This window comes from Fictibacillus sp. NPDC058756 (assembly GCF_042746035.1).
Lineage (GTDB): Bacteria > Bacillota > Bacilli > Bacillales > Fictibacillaceae > Fictibacillus.
On record NZ_JBHYPU010000001.1, the window covers coordinates 804212 to 821345 of the forward strand.

The 17134-nt window shown below is 39.0% G+C and carries 16 protein-coding genes, 1 pseudogene and 1 riboswitch; of the genes and pseudogenes, 16 read left to right on the top strand and 1 reads right to left on the bottom strand.

Translation table 11 applies throughout. The features are described from left to right. Positions 1–80 precede the first annotated feature (80 nt). The 9 genes from ACFW35_RS03910 to ACFW35_RS03950 all read left to right on the top strand — a co-directional run bounded on the left by ACFW35_RS03910 (position 81) and on the right by ACFW35_RS03950 (position 10059). On the top strand, positions 81–1166 hold the full coding sequence (locus ACFW35_RS03910; protein WP_379843930.1) for a copper resistance D family protein: 1086 nt from the start codon (positions 81–83) through the stop codon (positions 1164–1166). A gap of 21 nt (positions 1167–1187) precedes the next feature. Next, entirely contained in the window at positions 1188–1436 is a 249-nt protein-coding gene (locus tag ACFW35_RS03915) for a DUF2573 family protein (RefSeq protein ID WP_379843931.1), read from the top strand. Between the two features lie 174 nt (positions 1437–1610). Next, the gene (locus ACFW35_RS03920) at positions 1611–2528 is read left to right on the top strand and encodes a proline dehydrogenase family protein (RefSeq protein WP_066292354.1); all 918 of its coding nucleotides are present in this window, start codon (positions 1611–1613) and stop codon (positions 2526–2528) included. A 250-nt stretch (positions 2529–2778) separates the two neighbouring features. Continuing rightward, entirely contained in the window at positions 2779–5175 is a 2397-nt protein-coding gene (locus ACFW35_RS03925; RefSeq protein WP_379843933.1) for a 3-hydroxyacyl-CoA dehydrogenase/enoyl-CoA hydratase family protein, read from the top strand. Positions 5176–5190: 15 nt separating this feature from the next. Beyond that, positions 5191–6372, top strand: coding sequence for an acetyl-CoA C-acetyltransferase (locus tag ACFW35_RS03930; protein WP_379843934.1), 1182 nt, complete (start codon positions 5191–5193; stop codon positions 6370–6372). A gap of 18 nt (positions 6373–6390) precedes the next feature. Beyond that, positions 6391–8175, top strand: coding sequence for an acyl-CoA dehydrogenase family protein (locus tag ACFW35_RS03935; RefSeq protein WP_379843936.1), 1785 nt, complete (start codon positions 6391–6393; stop codon positions 8173–8175). A gap of 760 nt (positions 8176–8935) precedes the next feature. Next, positions 8936–9295 carry an arsenate reductase family protein gene (locus ACFW35_RS03940; protein ID WP_379843937.1) on the top strand — a complete coding sequence of 120 codons (360 nt, stop codon included), beginning with the start codon at positions 8936–8938 and terminating at the stop codon, positions 9293–9295. 73 nt (positions 9296–9368) lie between these two features. Continuing rightward, the gene (gene gcvH / locus ACFW35_RS03945; protein WP_077359609.1) at positions 9369–9755 is read left to right on the top strand and encodes a glycine cleavage system protein GcvH; all 387 of its coding nucleotides are present in this window, start codon (positions 9369–9371) and stop codon (positions 9753–9755) included. 64 nt (positions 9756–9819) lie between these two features. Next, positions 9820–10059 (top strand): YusG family protein, encoded by a 240-nt coding sequence (locus tag ACFW35_RS03950; protein ID WP_379843939.1) that lies wholly within the window; start codon positions 9820–9822, stop codon positions 10057–10059. Between the two features lie 204 nt (positions 10060–10263). Here ACFW35_RS03950 and ACFW35_RS03955 read toward each other — a convergent pair. Next, positions 10264–10554 (bottom strand): annotated as a pseudogene (locus tag ACFW35_RS03955) (KGG domain-containing protein); the annotation flags it as partial. Between the two features lie 252 nt (positions 10555–10806). Between ACFW35_RS03955 and ACFW35_RS03960 the strand changes: the two are divergent. The 7 genes from ACFW35_RS03960 to ACFW35_RS03990 all read left to right on the top strand — a co-directional run bounded on the left by ACFW35_RS03960 (position 10807) and on the right by ACFW35_RS03990 (position 17115). Then, positions 10807–11154, top strand: a complete 348-nt coding sequence (locus tag ACFW35_RS03960; protein ID WP_379843941.1) for a toprim domain-containing protein — start codon at positions 10807–10809, stop codon at positions 11152–11154. A gap of 614 nt (positions 11155–11768) precedes the next feature. Continuing rightward, the gene (locus tag ACFW35_RS03965; RefSeq protein WP_379843942.1) at positions 11769–12110 is read left to right on the top strand and encodes a thioredoxin family protein; all 342 of its coding nucleotides are present in this window, start codon (positions 11769–11771) and stop codon (positions 12108–12110) included. Between the two features lie 456 nt (positions 12111–12566). Beyond that, on the top strand, positions 12567–13322 hold the full coding sequence (sigI, locus tag ACFW35_RS03970) for an RNA polymerase sigma-I factor (RefSeq protein WP_379843944.1): 756 nt from the start codon (positions 12567–12569) through the stop codon (positions 13320–13322). An 89-nt stretch (positions 13323–13411) separates the two neighbouring features. Then, positions 13412–14503: an anti-sigma-I factor RsgI family protein gene (locus ACFW35_RS03975; protein WP_379843945.1), complete on the top strand. Its 1092-nt coding sequence runs from the start codon at positions 13412–13414 to the stop codon at positions 14501–14503. Positions 14504–14630: 127 nt separating this feature from the next. Then, on the top strand, positions 14631–14975 hold the full coding sequence (locus ACFW35_RS03980; protein WP_066292319.1) for a hypothetical protein: 345 nt from the start codon (positions 14631–14633) through the stop codon (positions 14973–14975). Positions 14976–15053: 78 nt separating this feature from the next. Continuing rightward, positions 15054–15178, top strand: a riboswitch (SAM riboswitch). 250 nt (positions 15179–15428) lie between these two features. Next, positions 15429–16454 (top strand): methionine ABC transporter ATP-binding protein, encoded by a 1026-nt coding sequence (locus ACFW35_RS03985; protein ID WP_379843947.1) that lies wholly within the window; start codon positions 15429–15431, stop codon positions 16452–16454. Then, positions 16447–17115 (top strand): methionine ABC transporter permease, encoded by a 669-nt coding sequence (locus ACFW35_RS03990; RefSeq protein ID WP_379843949.1) that lies wholly within the window; start codon positions 16447–16449, stop codon positions 17113–17115. Before ACFW35_RS03985 ends, ACFW35_RS03990 begins: the two co-directional genes overlap by 8 nt. Positions 17116–17134: the final 19 nt, after the last annotated feature.

Here is a 17134-nt window from a genome sequence, read left to right on the forward strand (position 1 = left end):
ATATTGTCAATCTTATTTTTTCGTCTTTTTCCAATCCCTGCTACAATAGATATAGATTTGTTGTGAAGGAGTTTATTTGTATGTTCATAGTTGCTAAGGCCATGCTGTATTTGTGTTTTTCTATTCTGATTGGTACATTTATACTTTATTCTGTCCAAAAAACAAAACGGCCTGAAGTTTGTATAAAAAAACCATGGCTGCTGATGCTTATAGCCTTAGTACCTGTTTTTGGCCTCGGAGAGCTAATGAGGCTTACTCTTCATTTAGGAGAGGGAATCGGCTATTGGCTTACCTTTCAAAATATCGTTTTTAGTTTTGAAATAGGAAAAGGATTGCTTTTTTTAACCGGCATTTCGATATTATTATTTTTCATGGTCATGTTTAACGATGTAGGTGAAGAGCGGTTCTTTGCAGGACTTTCTATAGTATTGTTAACAGGGATGGCACTATCCATCGGTTATGCAAGCCATGCAGCAAGTTTAGACTCATTAGGTATTTTTGCGCATTCTCTTCATTTCTTAGCTGTTACTGCATGGTCAGGTACCCTTCTTGCAGTTGGTTTTTTTAGCAAGGATAAGACACCAGGGTTATCTTTTTATAAATGGTTTACACCTTTCGCGCTTGTTTGTCTTTTCATCGTGATCGGGGCTGGAATATGGCTGATGTCTTACATCGTACCCGAATATGTAAACGGGTATTTGCTGAATTATGGACAAGCGTTATTGATAAAACATATTTTGCTTTTTGTTGTAATCTTTTATAGTTTAATTAATGGTGTATGGTTAAAAAAGAAGCTTAAAGAAGGGGACGACTCTTTGTCCTTAAAGAAATGGATCAGAGCTGAAGGAATTCTGTTGTTCTTTGTATTTGCTGCGACAGCTGTGTTGAGCCAGCAGACTCCTCCTCATGATGTAGAGGAAACACTGAAAATGGAGAAACCTTCTCCATTATTTTCGTTTATAACGGGGTTGAATCCAGGGGACAATCCAATGTTGAGTATCGAAATATCGCTTATGAGCCTTGGATGGCTGTTTGCATGTATGATTCTTTTAACAGGAGTGTTCTTTGGTATTAAAAAAAATATAGGATTTCTGCCCGTGTTCGGCGGTTCTATTTTGGCAGCATGCTCACTCTATTTAGCAGTGATGTCATCACTATTCCTATAAAGAGAAAGTGAGGAGTTATTCGTGGATAAAAAACTGCAATCTCAGCTTGACGGGCTGTTTGAAAAATATGCTGAACTCTTGATCGGCAAGACAGAACCTGAACATGTTGAAATGGTAAAGGCATATGTTTTGTATTCTAGTATCGCTAAAAGTATGCCGCCGCTTGCCAAGCATTGGAACGAGAGTTATCCGGATGCAAAGGAAGCGATGAAGGATCTGATCAGCGAAATTAAAAAGTTGAACGAAGAGCATCGTGAAACGAAAAATTAAATAAGAGGAAAACAGCAGTCATTTAGTCTGCTTTTTCTTTTCTCTTTTAAAAAAATTGAATTTTGCAAAATCGACAAACTTTGCAAAAAGAATGATATATTTAAAGCGGTTACATCGAATATGGAATTAACCAAATTTTATATATATAAGAAAGCGTAATAGGGGGCAATTAGATTGGAACAAGCAATGCGTAATTTTTTCTTATTTTTAGCTAAAAACAAGTCTATGACGAGCTTGGCTAAAAAGTATGGTTTGCGTTTTGGCGCAGCACGTTTTGTAGCAGGAGCAACACTTGAGAGCTCGATTTCAGCAATAAAAAAACTAAATGAAAAAGGTATGCCTGTTACGATCGATCATTTAGGTGAGTTTGTAGATAGTGAACGTGAAGCAGCTGAGATGACAGAACACTGCATTCAAGCGATCAAAGCGATCGCAAAAGAAAAGCTTGATTCACAGCTTTCATTAAAGATGACTTCGATGGGATTAGACATCAGCGATGAACTAGTTCTAAGCAACATGAAAAAAATCATGGATGCAGCTGTAAAGCATAATGTGTTTATCACGATTGATATGGAAGATTATTCTCGCTGTGAAAAAACATTGCAGATCTTTAAACAGCTGAAAAAAGAATACGATAATATCTCGACTGTTATCCAGGCATATCTGTACCGTTCATTAGAGGATGTACAGAATCTTAATGAATATCAGCCTAACCTGCGTCTTGTTAAAGGTGCCTATAAAGAATCTCCTAAAGTGGCTTATCCTGAAAAAAGTGACGTGGATAACAACTTCAAAAAATTGATTGAAACTCACCTGTTAAATGGCAATTATACGGCAATTGCTACTCATGATGATGAGATCATTCAATATACTAAGGAACTTGTTGATAAGCACAACATTCCTTATGATCAATTCGAATTCCAGATGCTCTACGGCATTCGTGTAGAACGCCAGGATCAGCTGATGCAAGAAGGCTACAAGATGCGTATTTACGTACCATACGGCAACGACTGGTATGGCTACTTCATGAGAAGACTTGCTGAAAGACCAGCGAACGTTATGTTCGTACTAAAAGGTGTATTCGGAAAGTAATTTAGTATTGCAAAAGAACTCTCCAATGGGAGTTCTTTTTTTTGTTAAAAGAAAATTTAAAAAACTGAATTGACTACAATTGACTGGGGTCTGTCCCGGGACAGACCCCAGTCAATTTAGAAACAATTTAAAGAAATAGTTCTGAACTATTGCTAAAATTCTGAATATATTTTATATTGAGTATAGGCTTATTAATTTTTTATGGATAAAAAATGAATGAGCATTCATTCAATAAAGGGGGAAGTCTATTTTGTCTCGTCAAATCCGAAAAGCCGCAGTACTGGGTTCTGGTGTAATGGGATCGGGCATTGCTGCTCATCTAGCCAACGTCGGAATTCCAACCTTGTTATTGGATATTGTCCCGCCTTCTTTAAGTGAAGAAGAAAAAGCAAAGGGGATTACGGAAGATCACCCGTCATTCCGAAACAAATTTACCTTAACAGCAACGCAAAAATTACTTAAACAAAAACCAGCGCCGCTGGCGGTGAAAGAAAACCTTGATTTAATTACAATTGGAAACTTAACGGACGATCTAGAGAAGCTGAAAGAAGTAGACTGGATCATTGAGGTTGTTGTAGAACGTCTCGATGTAAAACAAAAGCTTTTTGAAAAGGTTGATCAATACCGTAAGCCAGGAAGCATTGTTACCTCTAATACGTCTGGGATCTCCATTCATGCGATGGCTGAAGGCAGATCAGAAGATTTTAAATCTCACTTTCTAGGAACGCATTTTTTTAATCCTCCAAGATACTTAAAGCTTTTGGAGATCATTCCTACTGAAGACACGAAACCTGAGATCGTACAATTCATTAGAAATTTTGGTGAGAATGTTCTTGGAAAAGGTGTAGTCGAAGCAAAAGATACACCGAACTTTATCGCGAACCGCATCGGCACATATGGACTTATGGTAACGATGCAGGAAATGATGAAACAAGGCTACACTGTCGGGGAAGTGGATTCTGTAACTGGACCTCTGATCGGCCGTCCAAAATCTGCAACGTTCAGAACGCTGGATGTCGTTGGCCTTGATACATTCCTTCATGTAGCCCGAAACGTGTACGAACAAGTAGACGGGAAAGAAAAAGAAGTCTTTGAAATTCCTGATTTTCTAAATGAAATGGTTGATAAAGGGTGGACAGGAAGCAAAAATGGCCAGGGCTTCTATTTAAAGCAAAGAAGCAAAACAGGCAGCGAAATTTTAGAGCTTGATCCTAAAACACTCGAATACAAGCCGCGTTCAAAGATGAAAACAGCAACACTCGAAGCTGCTAAACAAATGAAAACAACAAACCAGAAAGTGAAAGCGCTTTTATATAGTGAAGACCGTGCAGGCAAGCTTCTGTGGGACATTATTAAACCGGTACTTCTGTACTCTGCAGAGAAATGCTATGAAATCGCAGACGATCTTGTCGCGATCGACCAAGCGATGAAGTGGGGATTTGGCTGGGAACACGGACCTTTTGAGATTTGGGATGCGATCGGGCTGCCCGAATCAGTAGAAAGAATGAAATCTGAAGGAGAGACGATTCCACAATGGGTGGAAGAATTGCTCCTTTCAGAGAAAACATCATTCTATTCAAAAGCTGAAGGTGAAGTGTCGTACTACCACAATGGAACCTATTTGCCTGTAGAAGAAAATAAGAAAGTGATTCACTTAAGCCGTCTTAAAGAAAAAGGCAATGTGATCACGAAAAATGGCGGAGCTACGCTGATTGATTTAGGTGATGATGTAGCGGGCCTTGAATTTACATCACCGAATAATGCGATCGGACCTGAAATCATAATGATGCTTCATCAGGCGATCGACGAAGTAGAGAAAAACTACAAAGGGCTTGTCATCGGAAACCAGGGTAAGAACTTCTGTGTTGGAGCAAATCTCATGCTCATTTTAATGGAAGCACAAGATGATAACTACTTTGAACTCGATATGATGGTCCGCCAGTTCCAGCAAGCTATGGCAAGAGTGAGATACAGTTCAAAGCCAGTTGTAGCTGCTAACTTCGGAATGACGCTCGGCGGCGGAGTTGAAGTTTCATTGCCGGCTGCAAGATTGCAGATGTCTTCTGAAACTTACATGGGTCTCGTAGAAACTGGAGTAGGACTCATTCCTGGGGGAGGCGGAAACAAGGAGCTCTATATCCGTCTATTAGAACAGCTTCCTGAAGGTGCGAAAGGCGATCTGCAAAAGGTAGCGAATCAGGCATTTGAAACGATCGCGATGGCGAAAGTTTCAACATCGGCCCAAGAAGCTCGAAAACTAGGATTCTTAAGAAACGAAGACAACATCTCAGTAAATGGCGACCATCTTTTACATGATGCGAAAAGCCAGGTTCTTGCACTTTCAGACCTTGGTTACAAAGCGCCTGTTAAAAAGAAGATTCCAGTGGTTGGCGAAGCCGGATATGCAACGCTCGCACTAGGTGCACAAACGATGCATTTCAGCCAATACATTTCCGAACATGATTTAAAAATTGCTAAGAAACTAGCATTTGTTTTAGCAGGAGGAAGAGTACCTGAAGGAACATATGTTGATGAACAATATTTACTAGATCTTGAAAGAGAAGCATTTCTAAGCCTTGCAGGAGAACCAAAAAGCCAGGCAAGAATGCAGCACATGCTTGTAAAAGGCAAGCCGCTGAGAAACTAAGGGGGGAAGAAACGAATGTTAAAAGATGCAGTCATAGTTGCAGGTGCTCGAACAGCTGTCGGGAAAGCAAAAAAAGGATCTTTTGCACATATGAGACCGGATGAATTAGCGGCAGTAACGATAAAAGAAACACTGCAGCGTGCTGGAAATTACGATGGTCCGATTGATGACCTGATCATTGGATGCGCTGTTCCTGAAGCAGAACAAGGAATGAACATGGCTCGTTTGATTGGAGCACGTGCTGGTCTGCCTGAAACGGTACCGGCTATTACGATCAACCGGTTCTGTTCTTCTGGTCTGCAAAGTATTGCTTATGGTGCAGAAAAGATTATGCTTGGCGCTGCTGACGCTATCATTGCAGGCGGAGCAGAATCTATGAGTCTGGTACCTGTTGTGGGGCACGTCGTAAAACCAAATCCATATTTGGTAGAAACGGTTCCTCAATATTATATGGGAATGGGGCACACCGCTGAAGAAGTGGCTAGAAGATTCGGCGTTTCGCGTCAGGATCAGGATGAATTTGCAGTAAGAAGCCACCAAAAAGCTGCAGCGGCTATTAAAGAAGGAAAGTTTAATGATGAGATCGTTCCGGTTTCCGTTATGAAGCGCTGGTTTGATGAACAATCGAAGCTTGTCGAAAAAGAAATCGCGGTTTCTGTCGACGAAGGTGTTCGCCCTGATACTTCTTTAGAAGTGTTAGGCAGACTGCGCCCGGCATTTACTCCGACAGGTTCTGTAACAGCAGGGAACTCTTCACAGACAAGCGACGGAGCAGCCTCTGTGTTAGTCATGAACAGAGAAAAAGCGATCGCTGAAGGATTAACACCTCTGTTGAAATACCGTTCCTTTGCGGTGGCTGGTGTGGCGCCGGATATTATGGGAGTCGGTCCTGTTGCTGCAATTCCAAAAGCATTGAAAATGGCAGGTCTGGAACTTTCAGATATCGGATTATTTGAACTAAATGAAGCTTTTGCCTCGCAGGCAGTTCAGGTTATCCGTGAACTAAATCTGGATGAAAGCAAAGTAAACGTGAATGGCGGAGCAATTGCGCTTGGACATCCGCTTGGATGCTCCGGAACGAAACTTACGCTTACATTGCTTCACGAAATGAAGCGCCGAAACGAACAGTTCGGTATTGTGACAATGTGTATCGGCGGTGGAATGGGTGCAGCAGGTGTATTTGAACTTGTTGGATAAAAAAGGAGGAGAATAAGTATGTCAAACACAGCGGAAAAAGAGATCATCGGCGGTAGTTTCTTAATTGAAGACATCGCTGCAGCAGATATTTACACACCAGAAGATTTTTCAGAAGAACACTTGATGATCGCAAAGACTACAGAAGACTTTGTTGCAAAAGAAGTGGTGCCGCAGCTTGAAAAGATGGAAAACCATGATTTTGAGGTATCACGCAAATTGCTTACAAAAGCAGGTGAGCTTGGTCTTTTAGGCGCAGATGTTCCAGAAGAATATGGCGGACTTGGTCTAGATAAGATTTCGTCATCATTGATCACCGAAAAATTTGCGCGCGGACGCGGTTTTTCAATCAGTTATGGAGCTCATGTAGGTATCGGGTCTCTTCCAATTGTCCTATTTGGAAACGAAGAACAGAAGAAAAAGTATCTGCCAGAGTTAGCAACTGGTGAAAAAATTGCTGCTTATGCCTTAACAGAGCCAGGTTCAGGATCAGATGCACTTGGAGCGAGAACAACGGCGAAGCTTAATGCTGAAGGTACTCATTATATTTTAAATGGTGAAAAGCAATGGATCACCAACTCTGCATTTGCTGATGTTTTCGTTGTATATGCAAAAATCGACGGTGAACAATTTTCAGCTTTTATCGTTGAAAGAGGGTTCCAAGGTGTCTCTACTGGACCTGAAGAAAAGAAGATGGGTATCAAGAGTTCATCTACACGTACATTGATTTTGGAAGATGTAGCTGTACCAAAGGAAAATCTTTTATGGGAAGCTGGAAAAGGCCACTTGATCGCATTTAACATTCTGAATATCGGCCGATACAAGCTAGCTTTAGGATGTGTGGGAGCTGCGAAACGAGCATTTGAGGTTTCTGTAAAATATGCAAACGAACGCCAGCAATTTAAGCGCAAAATCAGTTCTTTCAGCTTGATTCAAGAAAAGCTTGCGAACATGGCGATTTCGACATTCGCATCTGAAAGCTCTGTTTACAGAACAGTAGGGTTATTCGAAAACCGGTTAGGGGCACTTTCGGATGAAAAGCAAAAGGACGGACGTGAACTTGCAAAAGCGATTGCAGAATATGCGATTGAATGTTCTTTAAACAAAGTATTTGCTTCTGAAACACTTGATTATGTAGTAGATGAAGGCGTTCAAATCCATGGCGGATACGGCTTCATGTCAGAATACGAGATCGAGGGAGCATACCGTGATTCACGTATTAACCGTATTTTTGAAGGAACGAATGAGATCAATCGCTTGCTTGTTCCAGGAACACTCGTTAAAAAAGCGATGAAGAATGAACTGCCATTGATTCAAAAAGCAACAGCTCTCCAGCAAGAACTGATGATGCTTATGCCTGTAGAAGTCGGTACTGAACCACTGGATCAAGAAAAGTACTTAGTTTCTATGGCGAAGAAAATTTTCTTGATGACTGCTGGTCTTGCTGTTCAAAAATTTGGTCCAAAGCTTGAGCAGGAGCAAGAAGTATTAGCTAATCTTGCGGATATCATCAGCGAGATCTACAGCATGGAATCTGTACTATTACGTACGGAAAAAGCCATCAGTAAGTCTGGAGCAGAAAAGGCAAAACAAAAGCTTCTTTACACAGAAGTGTATTGCCAGGAAGCATTCAGCCGCATTGAAGCACATGCGAAGGAATCCATTATTGCTGTTGAAGAAGGGGATATGCTGCGCATGATGCTTTCTGCATTAAAGAAGCTGACACGCCATACGCCTGTGAATGTTATCAAGAAGAAGCGGGAAATAGCTGTATTGCTTCTTGAAGAAGAACGCTACGTTGTTTAATTAATTTTTATTTACGCCAACCTTCAAAAAAAACTTTGCCCTCTTGCTTTGCAGGAGGGACTTTTTTATTTGGCTGCTTTCGCAAACTTTGTTGCTCTTGTAAGTAGTTGATTTCCGCTCCAGGTTGCTTCGCTTTCCGCGGGGCGTGCGGTGAGCCCCTTGCCGCTTTGCGCTTTTAAGGGTCTCACCTGACCGCTCGTCCCGCAGGAGTCTTGCACCTTCCACTTCAATCAATTTTTCAATGATGAAAAAGAACAAAATTACTTAAAAGCAAAAATCTTTTAGAAAAGAGCCTTTTATTTAAGGCTTTTTAGGTAAAGAAGTGCTTGATTTCCGCTTCAAGCTTTAATGGGAATGAGGTGATTCTACAAAAAACTAAGCAAGTCAGGTTGAACATAGCGTTAAGAGCTTAAAATTCGGTACAGATTCGGTTGCCGAAACTACTTTTAGATGATACCTATTAGGGTATTAAAGTAAATCTGAGAGGCGATTCCAAAAATCACCATAAATCGAGAATTTCGTCCAGTTTATCCATGAGATTTAGACCTCAATCAAAAATTTAAGCTGTTTATTCATGAGTTTACAATCCTCGACAAATCCTGTGCCTGCATATACTCTCGCCTCATATATTAAAAACCATTAAGAAGGCAACTAGCTTTTGGTAGGGGAAAGGCTTATAAAAGAGTCATTTTAAAACTGTGTAAAATTTCTTGTTTTATTGGTGACACTTGTTTGTGGTACTATGAAAAGGGGTGATATAATGCTACTGACAGTATACGAATATCCAAAATGCTCAACATGCCAAAAAGCAAAAAAATGGCTTAAAGAAAATGAAGTAGCCTTTCAGCCTGTACATATCGTGGACAACCCTCCTTCAAAGGAAGAACTTAAAGATTTAGTTCAAAAAAGCGGGTTGGAGATTAAAAAATTCTTTAATACAAGCGGCATGAAGTATCGTGAATTAGGTATGAAAGAGAAAATGAAAACGGCTTCAGATAACGAACTTCTTGAACTATTAGCATCTGATGGCATGCTGATCAAAAGGCCAATCGCAACAGATGGGCAAAACGTAACAGTGGGCTTTAAAGAAGAACAGTACGAAAACACTTGGAAAAAGTAAAATTGTTGCTGACTATGATAAAAAAATTTATTGTAGTTACTATAAAAACAAAGAAAAGCTGGAGGGATTACACATGGAATTTCCAAAAGAGTTACGCTATTCAGAAGAACACGAGTGGACTAAAACAGAAGACGGCAATAAAGTTCGTATCGGTATTACGGCATTTGCACAAGACGAGCTTGGAGATATCGTGTTTGTTGAGCTTCCTGAAGTTGGAGATGAGCTTACAGCGGACGAGCCTTTCGGCAGTGTAGAATCTGTAAAAACAGTTTCTGAGCTTTATGCTCCTGTATCTGGAAAAGTTGTAGAAGTAAACGCAGACCTTGATGACAGCCCAGAACTAGTTAACGAATCTCCATATGAGAAAGCATGGATGGTAGTAGTAGAACTTTCAGATTCCTCGGAGCTTGAAAAATTAATGACAGCTGAACAATATGAGGAATTAATTAAAGAAGATTAATGAAAAGAATCTCTTCAGGAAAGAATAGGCATATTGCTCATTTCTTTTTTGGAGGGATTTTTTTATGAACGAAGATAGACGAGATGTGACTTCAAGGGTATTTGGCAAAATGAAAGGCGGCTCAATGTCACTTTACCTTGATCAAGATGAGATCGGTCAGATTCGATTTACGAATCAAGGAAATATGTATGAAATGGCTGAGGGTTTTGAATTTGATGCAGACAAAATCTATAAACGTGAAAAGCCAGTCGAGATTCCGAACCCTACAAAATATGTAGATGAATGTGACAAAGGCTGGTGCTAGCAAAAGAGGATGATACACTGTATCATCCTCTATCTTTTTTAATGTAATTTCGGCTTGGTGAAATTAATGAACAAATTGGTGAAATTAATTGGAAAGTCCGTCAAATTATTAAACAAAGTCGTCAATATTTCATTAAAAGTTTTCAAATTAACTTAAACAACTGAGAAATCACACAGGTTTTAAAGCCATTTATTTGCCTACACTTCCGCCTTTGGCACCGATGTTTTGATAAAAGCTCTTGTCATGGGTTTTTGAAGTGGCTTGTCCGCCTTTTTGGCCTATTCTTTTATAAAAATCTTTGTTATGTGAAAGGGAAGTTGATTTCCCGCCTTTTCTGCCAATCTCCTGATAAAATGCTGCCTGGTGAGATTCTGCAGTAGATGTGCCCCCTTTTTTTCCGATCTGCTGGTAAAATTCCTTGCCATGTGATTTCGAAGTCTTTTTTCCTCCAAGTCGTCCTGCTTCTTCCCTCGTCATTTTTTCAGTCATAGCCATTGATAATCTCCTCCTTTTTAACATATTAAATTTCTGGATGTATTCCTTGAATAACCTTTATTGAAGAGAGTAAAACGCGATTTAAAGCAATTAGGCCAATTAGCATACTGCTTTAAATTTGGGGTAGTAATATAGTAAAAAGGGGAATAGTAATAAAGAACATCTCTTGCAGGATTTTAATAATATAAAGCAAATATATATTTAAGCGATGCATTCATTTAATAGTTCTTCAATGTATAGGAGAGATGAGTAATGAATGGAAGCATGAATAAAGTAATCATTGTCGAAGGGAAATCCGATAAAGATAAACTATCAGCAATCATAAATGAACCGGTTGAAATTATTTGTACGAATGGCACATTAGGTTTGGATAAATTAGAAGAGCTTGCATTAGCAATTGAAGATAGAGATGTTTATATACTGGTGGATGCTGATGAAGCTGGTCATAAACTACGAAAACAGCTTCAGCGGGAGCTCCCGAATGCAGAGCATTTATATATTAATAAGATGTACAGAGAAGTTGCGACGACACCTCTTATGTACTTGGCAAAAGTATTAGTAGGTGCTCACTTTAATATTCACAAAAACTGTTTAGGATAAAATGATGCTAGCCTAGCTTAACATGAATTAAATATACCTTTGCATGTTAATTGCTCCCAAAAAGAAATTCGGATAAATGAGAAGATGGGGGGCTTGTTTCAATAGGTCGTAAGAAAACCTCTTATTCCGCTGCGTTTCATCGGTGCTTTCTGATGAAGGAAAAAGAGGTTTTCTTGTTTTTTTAGGCTGTTTTCGCAATCATTATTGCTCTTGAAAGAGGTTGATTTCCGTTTCAGATACTCGCTTTCCGCGGGGCGTGTGGTGAGCCACCTTGTCGCTTTGCACCTTCTGTGTCTCACCTGACCCGCTACTCCCGCAGGAGTCTCGCATCTTACACTCCTATCAACTTGTCAAAGTAGAGGATTCACTAAATGACGAGGAAGCAACAAATTCTTGGAAAACAGCTCATTTTACTGGATCAGCGTTGCTAAAAAGGCGAAGTCATTCTTGAAAAAGACAATAAAAATAAAGCAGTTAACCATCATATAAGAATTCGTGATATTCTTATACAAGAGATCAAAATAAAAATCATAAATAACTTATGGAAAAGAACAGCCTTCTGATGAATAAGACAGGCTGCTTCATCTTCCATTAGAAAAATAACGGAGTAATATATGAAAGAAATCACAAGAACGAATTGGAAACATGTTATCGAACAATCCATACATAAGCCTTTCTTTCTCTACTTGGAAACACCATTATGCGGTACATGTAAAATGGGGAAAAAAATGATGGAAGTAGCAGTAGAGACGGTTCGAACTCAAAGGGAAAACAATCTGCAGACTGGAGTATGCAATATTAATGAGATGCCGGAACTTGCAGATCAATATGGAATTACGAGTGTCCCTTGTTTAATGGTTTTATCGAGGGGGATGGCGGTAAAAAAGATCTATGCCCTTCAATCTGCAGGAAATATTTATCAAACAATGATAGATGTCTTAAATAAGGAAAAATAATTTGTAATAAAATGTGGGAAAAGCCCCATATTTACTTATGGTCCTCCTAATTCTTTTGAAAAATTATTTTTTAGGGGGTTTTTCCTTAAGAAAAATATGGTAAATTAATGTCTTCTGCACACTTATCTGTAATATAAGATAGTGTGTTTTTTAAAATGCAAAAATTAGTCAATCCTTGTCGGAATAAGGGGTTTTTAAGTTAGAGAGTTAATTATCAGTTATTTGCGTCTATTCAGTTATTTAACAAGAAAGTCACAATTGTTACGAGGTCTGTAATATTGTTATAGAACTGTATCCTACAAATGTCAAAAGTCGTGGTATAAATGAATAGGAGAGCTTGTTACATGTTTGCTCCCGGACGATTAGTGGTAAATAAGAATGATTTTATGAAAAACAAAAACAAACGAGGATCGAATAAAACAGAAGTAATTTTTTTAGCAGGGGTGATTGATAATCATGGCATCATTAAATTTAAATGCAGTATTTCCTATAGCAAAGAACAAAATGACAAGCATAGAAGACAAAGTGTTAACGATCCAGGAAAGAAACGATGAAAAATTAAGAAATGAACTAATTGGTGATTACCAGCCATTCATTAAAAAAGTTACATCAAAAGTGTGCAGTCAATATATAGATCGAACAATGGATGAGTTTAGTGTAGGTCTTTTTGCCTTTAATGAAGCGATCGATCAATATCAAGAAGGACAAGGCAGCCGTTTTTTATCGTTCGCAGATATGGTAATCAGACGCCGTGTCATTGACTATATCCGTAAAGAAGTTCGTCAAAACAGATTGATTTTTCTTCAGCCGGATGAAGAAGATGAAGAAGGCCGTTTAGAAGAAAGCTATGCTGAACAAAAAGCAGCTATGGATCATTTTGAAGATCAGATTCAAGTAGAAAACCGTGTTTATGAAATAGAAGAGTATCAAAAGCTTTTAAAAACATTTGGACTAAACTTTAAAGTTTTAAGCAAACATTGTCCAAAACACGTGGATGCACGTGAAAATGCCAAAGAAATTGCTCGTCTTTTATCAGAAAATGAAGAACTTGCCGCATTTTTAAAGGAAAAAAAGCAATTGCCGATAAAAGATTTATTAAATATGGTCTCCTGTAGTCGTAAAACCATAGAGAGAAATCGAAAGTATATAATAGCGGTATCATTAATATATTTAGGCGATTTCCAAGCGCTGAAATCATACATTCAGCCTTAAGGTGAGGTATATTTGATTACATGGTAAGGGGGATCACTTCCTCTTGCCTGTAATTACTACTGATCCTGCAACTTGCGGGAGGGATACAATTGAAAAGCGGCAGCGGCATTGTAATAGAGGTTAACAACAGAAAAGCTACTTTGCTTATGAAAGATGGAACATTTGTAACGGTAAGAGTACCAGCAGGCAAAAATCCATCAGTGGGCAGAGAGTATCAGGCTTCTTATTTTTCGGAAAAGAAAAGAAGTCTTTTTGTGCTGCCATCTGTAGCAGCAATACTTGCCGTTGTTCTTTTATCAGAATTGATCCCAACTGGAAGCCAGTCAGCAGCAGCGGCTTATGTAAGCTTTGATATCAATCCAAGCTTAGAAGTAGGCGTAGATGAGGAAATGCAGGTTATACAAATAGATGCATTTAATGACGAAGCAAAAGAAATCATAAATAAATATAATCTGAACGTTGAAAATCAATTTTCGTTTGAGGACTTTGCTGATCAGCTTATTAAGGCTTATGAGGAAGAAGGGTATATGGAATCAGACCATTCTATGCTCATCACAACAATTTCCAGTGAAGAAGGCAATGATAAGACTGAATCAGCTCTAGATCAAGCAGTAAATTCAATTGTTAAAAAGACTGTTGTAAAATACCCTGTCCGCATCACTGTTTCAGAGTCTAATCATGACACTCGTGAAAAAGCAAAACAGCTTGGAGTGTCTTCAGGAAAATACAAAGCATTTCAAACTGCATACATAAACGACAAGACTTTAAAAGAAGAAAAGATAAAAGAGGTTAATTTTCAAGAGCTAAAAGTGAATACTTTATCCTCTAGTGACATAAAAAGCTTACCGCATCCGATGAAAATTAAAACAGACGACAATGAACAAAAGAATGACTTAAAGATAGCAGTGCCTAAAAAAGCAGATAGCCAACCAAAAGAAGTTAAAAAGCACAGAGAAAATCATCACAATCACCATAATTACCATAACAAGAAACAAGAAAAATTGGTGAAGCCTAAAGAGAAAAAGTTAAATAATAGCGATAATAAGCATCAAAATCGTGTGTTTAACAGCAATAAGCAAAAGAATAATGAACACCAAAACAAAAACGCTAATAATCATCATAAGAAAAATCAGCAGGATCGCAATAAACAAGATCACGACAAATATCGTAACAAACATTAGCACTAAATATGTTAATACTGTCGTAATTACAAAAACGATTTTCACTGACTGTCGAACGCTTTATAAAGGTAAACACTCCGTTCCTCTCGAAAAGGTGAAATAACAACCAATTCGGGGGGGATTTTATATGCTGGATGTCACCTTTTTTGAAAGACAGATTGGAAAAAGTCCATACTTGCCATTGTATAACATTCCGGTTAAACCTAGATTTAGTCTCAATGATGAAACTACATTGAGGATTGATTACAGAGAAGGAGAACGTAATCGTATCGTTGTTTTCAGAGGAAATCCAAAGTATCTATCTATGATGCTAGATGGGAAAATGAAGCTTACAACACTCCTTCGCCAAGAGATGATCGAGTTTCACGGGACGTTAAGACAGCGGCTGAAATGGGAAGCCATATTCTACTTAAGCTCCCATTGGGAACAAATATCTGCAGGCGTCTTGATTAAAAGTGTTAAAAATGTTTGACACGAATCGACAGTGGTGATATTATTCATCACAGTAATTCAAAAAATGCATCGCTTTAACTTAATAACGAAACGCTTTAACTTATCACGAGAGGTGGAGGGACTGGCCCTATGAAACCCGGCAACCGCTAGCTGTATGTAATCCATACTGACTAGAAAGGTGCCAATTCCTGCAAGGCATTCAAATGTCTTGGGAGATGAGGAGAACGTGCATAGAATATTATATGCCTTTCTGCTCATATTGAAGCAGAGGGCATTTTTTTATTTGAATTATGAAGTTGCATCATTGGTTTGTTGATTGGAGCGCAAGGTGCGAGACTCCAGCGGTATTAGCGGGACAGGTGAGACTCCTCACGGCGCAAAGCGCAAAGGAGGCTCACCGCATCCTGGAGCGGAAATCAACAGCTTCTAATTGCAATTTAAAGTATTACAGATGGAAATGAGGTTAGTTCTATTGATTAATTTACATTCAGTCCGTAAAGTCTTTCAAACCAAAGATGGTGAAGTAAAGGCTGTAGATGCGGTAGATTTAAACATAAAACAAGGTGAAATTTACGGCATTATTGGATACAGTGGAGCAGGGAAAAGTACTCTTATCCGGATTCTCAACATGTTGGAAAGACCAACAAGCGGTACGGTTACAATCGGCGGGAAAAATATGTCTGAGCTCTCTTCAAAAAAACTAAGAGAAGCTAGACAGGAAATAAGTATGATCTTCCAGCACTTCAACCTTTTATGGTCAAGAACCGTTAGAGAGAACATTGCTTTCCCGCTAGAAATCGCTGGGTTTCCGAAAGAGAAAATCAAGCAGCGTGTGGACGAGCTGATTGATCTTGTCGGACTAGAAGGCAGAGGCGGTTCATACCCTTCACAGCTAAGCGGGGGCCAAAAACAGCGGGTCGGTATTGCGAGAGCACTTGCCAATGAACCGAAAGTTTTATTATGTGATGAAGCCACTTCAGCACTTGATCCAAAAACAACCGACAGTATTTTAGATCTTCTAGTAGAAATTAACCAGAAGTTAGGTTTAACGATTGTGTTGATCACTCATGAAATGCATGTTATACGAAAAATCTGTCACCGTGTTGCGGTAATGGAAAGAGGAAAAGTTGTAGAAGAAGGCGATGTGCTGAACGTCTTTAAAAATCCTAAAGAATCCATTACAAAGGATTTTGTAAAACAAGTTACAGAACCAGAAGAAACAGTGGATACCATTAAGCAATTTATAGAGGAGTTTCCTGAAGGCAGAATTGTTCAGCTTACTTTTGTAGGAGGCCGTGCTGGTCAGCCTTTAATTACAGAGCTGATCCGGAATTTTGAAGTGGATGTTAATATCCTGCAAGGTAAAATTACTCAGACGCAAAATGGTCCATACGGTACGTTGTTTATCCAAATAAAAGGTTCTGAAGCGGCACTTTCTAACGCTATGGAATTTTTAAATAGTGTTCAGGTAGAAGTTGAGGTGATTCATAATGCTTAGTACTTGGTTCCCCAACGTTCAATGGGATGTTGTTTTAGAAGCAACAAAAGAAACGTTATATATGTCAGCCATATCGGTTCTTGTAACATTCGTTTTAGGTCTAGCTTTGGGGCTTGCATTATATTTAACTGCCCCAGGAAATCTTTGGGAAAACAAAGTCTTAAACAGTATCATTGCTATTATTGTGAACGTGTTCCGGTCTATTCCGTTTATTATATTAATTATTTTGCTGATTCCATTTACGCGCTTTATTGTAGGAACAATGCTTGGGGCAGAAGCAGCATTGCCGGCATTGATTGTTGGAGCAGCTCCATTTTATGCGCGTATGGTTGAGATTGCTTTGCGAGAAATTAATAAAGGAGTAATCGAAGCAGCGAAATCAATGGGTGCCACAAACACTCAAATTATTTTCAAAGTACTTATTCCTGAAAGCACTCCAGCACTTGTTTCTGGTATTACCGTTACTGCGATTGCTCTTGTAAGCTACACAGCAATGGCCGGTGTAGTTGGAGCAGGAGGTCTTGGTAACCTCGCGTATATGGAAGGTTACCAGCGGGATAATGCAGATGTAACTTTAGTTTCAACTGTTCTGATCTTGGTCATCGTATTTGTTATTCAATGGATAGGGGATCGATTCACAACAGCTTTAGATAAAAGATAAGCTCAAACAACAAGGAGGA

What these genes read in the sequence shown, in the direction of transcription:
- ACFW35_RS03910 (WP_379843930.1), top strand. Translation starts at nt 81, where the DNA reads ATGTTCATAGTTGCTAAGGCCATGCTGTATTTGTGTTTTTCTATTCTG.
- ACFW35_RS03930 (WP_379843934.1), top strand. Translation starts at nt 5,191, where the DNA reads ATGTTAAAAGATGCAGTCATAGTTGCAGGTGCTCGAACAGCTGTCGGG.
- ACFW35_RS03935 (WP_379843936.1), top strand. Translation starts at nt 6,391, where the DNA reads ATGTCAAACACAGCGGAAAAAGAGATCATCGGCGGTAGTTTCTTAATT.
- ACFW35_RS03940 (WP_379843937.1), top strand. Translation starts at nt 8,936, where the DNA reads ATGCTACTGACAGTATACGAATATCCAAAATGCTCAACATGCCAAAAA.
- gcvH (WP_077359609.1), top strand. Translation starts at nt 9,369, where the DNA reads ATGGAATTTCCAAAAGAGTTACGCTATTCAGAAGAACACGAGTGGACT.
- ACFW35_RS03950 (WP_379843939.1), top strand. Translation starts at nt 9,820, where the DNA reads ATGAACGAAGATAGACGAGATGTGACTTCAAGGGTATTTGGCAAAATG.
- ACFW35_RS03960 (WP_379843941.1), top strand. Translation starts at nt 10,807, where the DNA reads ATGAATGGAAGCATGAATAAAGTAATCATTGTCGAAGGGAAATCCGAT.
- ACFW35_RS03965 (WP_379843942.1), top strand. Translation starts at nt 11,769, where the DNA reads ATGAAAGAAATCACAAGAACGAATTGGAAACATGTTATCGAACAATCC.
- sigI (WP_379843944.1), top strand. Translation starts at nt 12,567, where the DNA reads ATGGCATCATTAAATTTAAATGCAGTATTTCCTATAGCAAAGAACAAA.
- ACFW35_RS03980 (WP_066292319.1), top strand. Translation starts at nt 14,631, where the DNA reads ATGCTGGATGTCACCTTTTTTGAAAGACAGATTGGAAAAAGTCCATAC.
- ACFW35_RS03990 (WP_379843949.1), top strand. Translation starts at nt 16,447, where the DNA reads ATGCTTAGTACTTGGTTCCCCAACGTTCAATGGGATGTTGTTTTAGAA.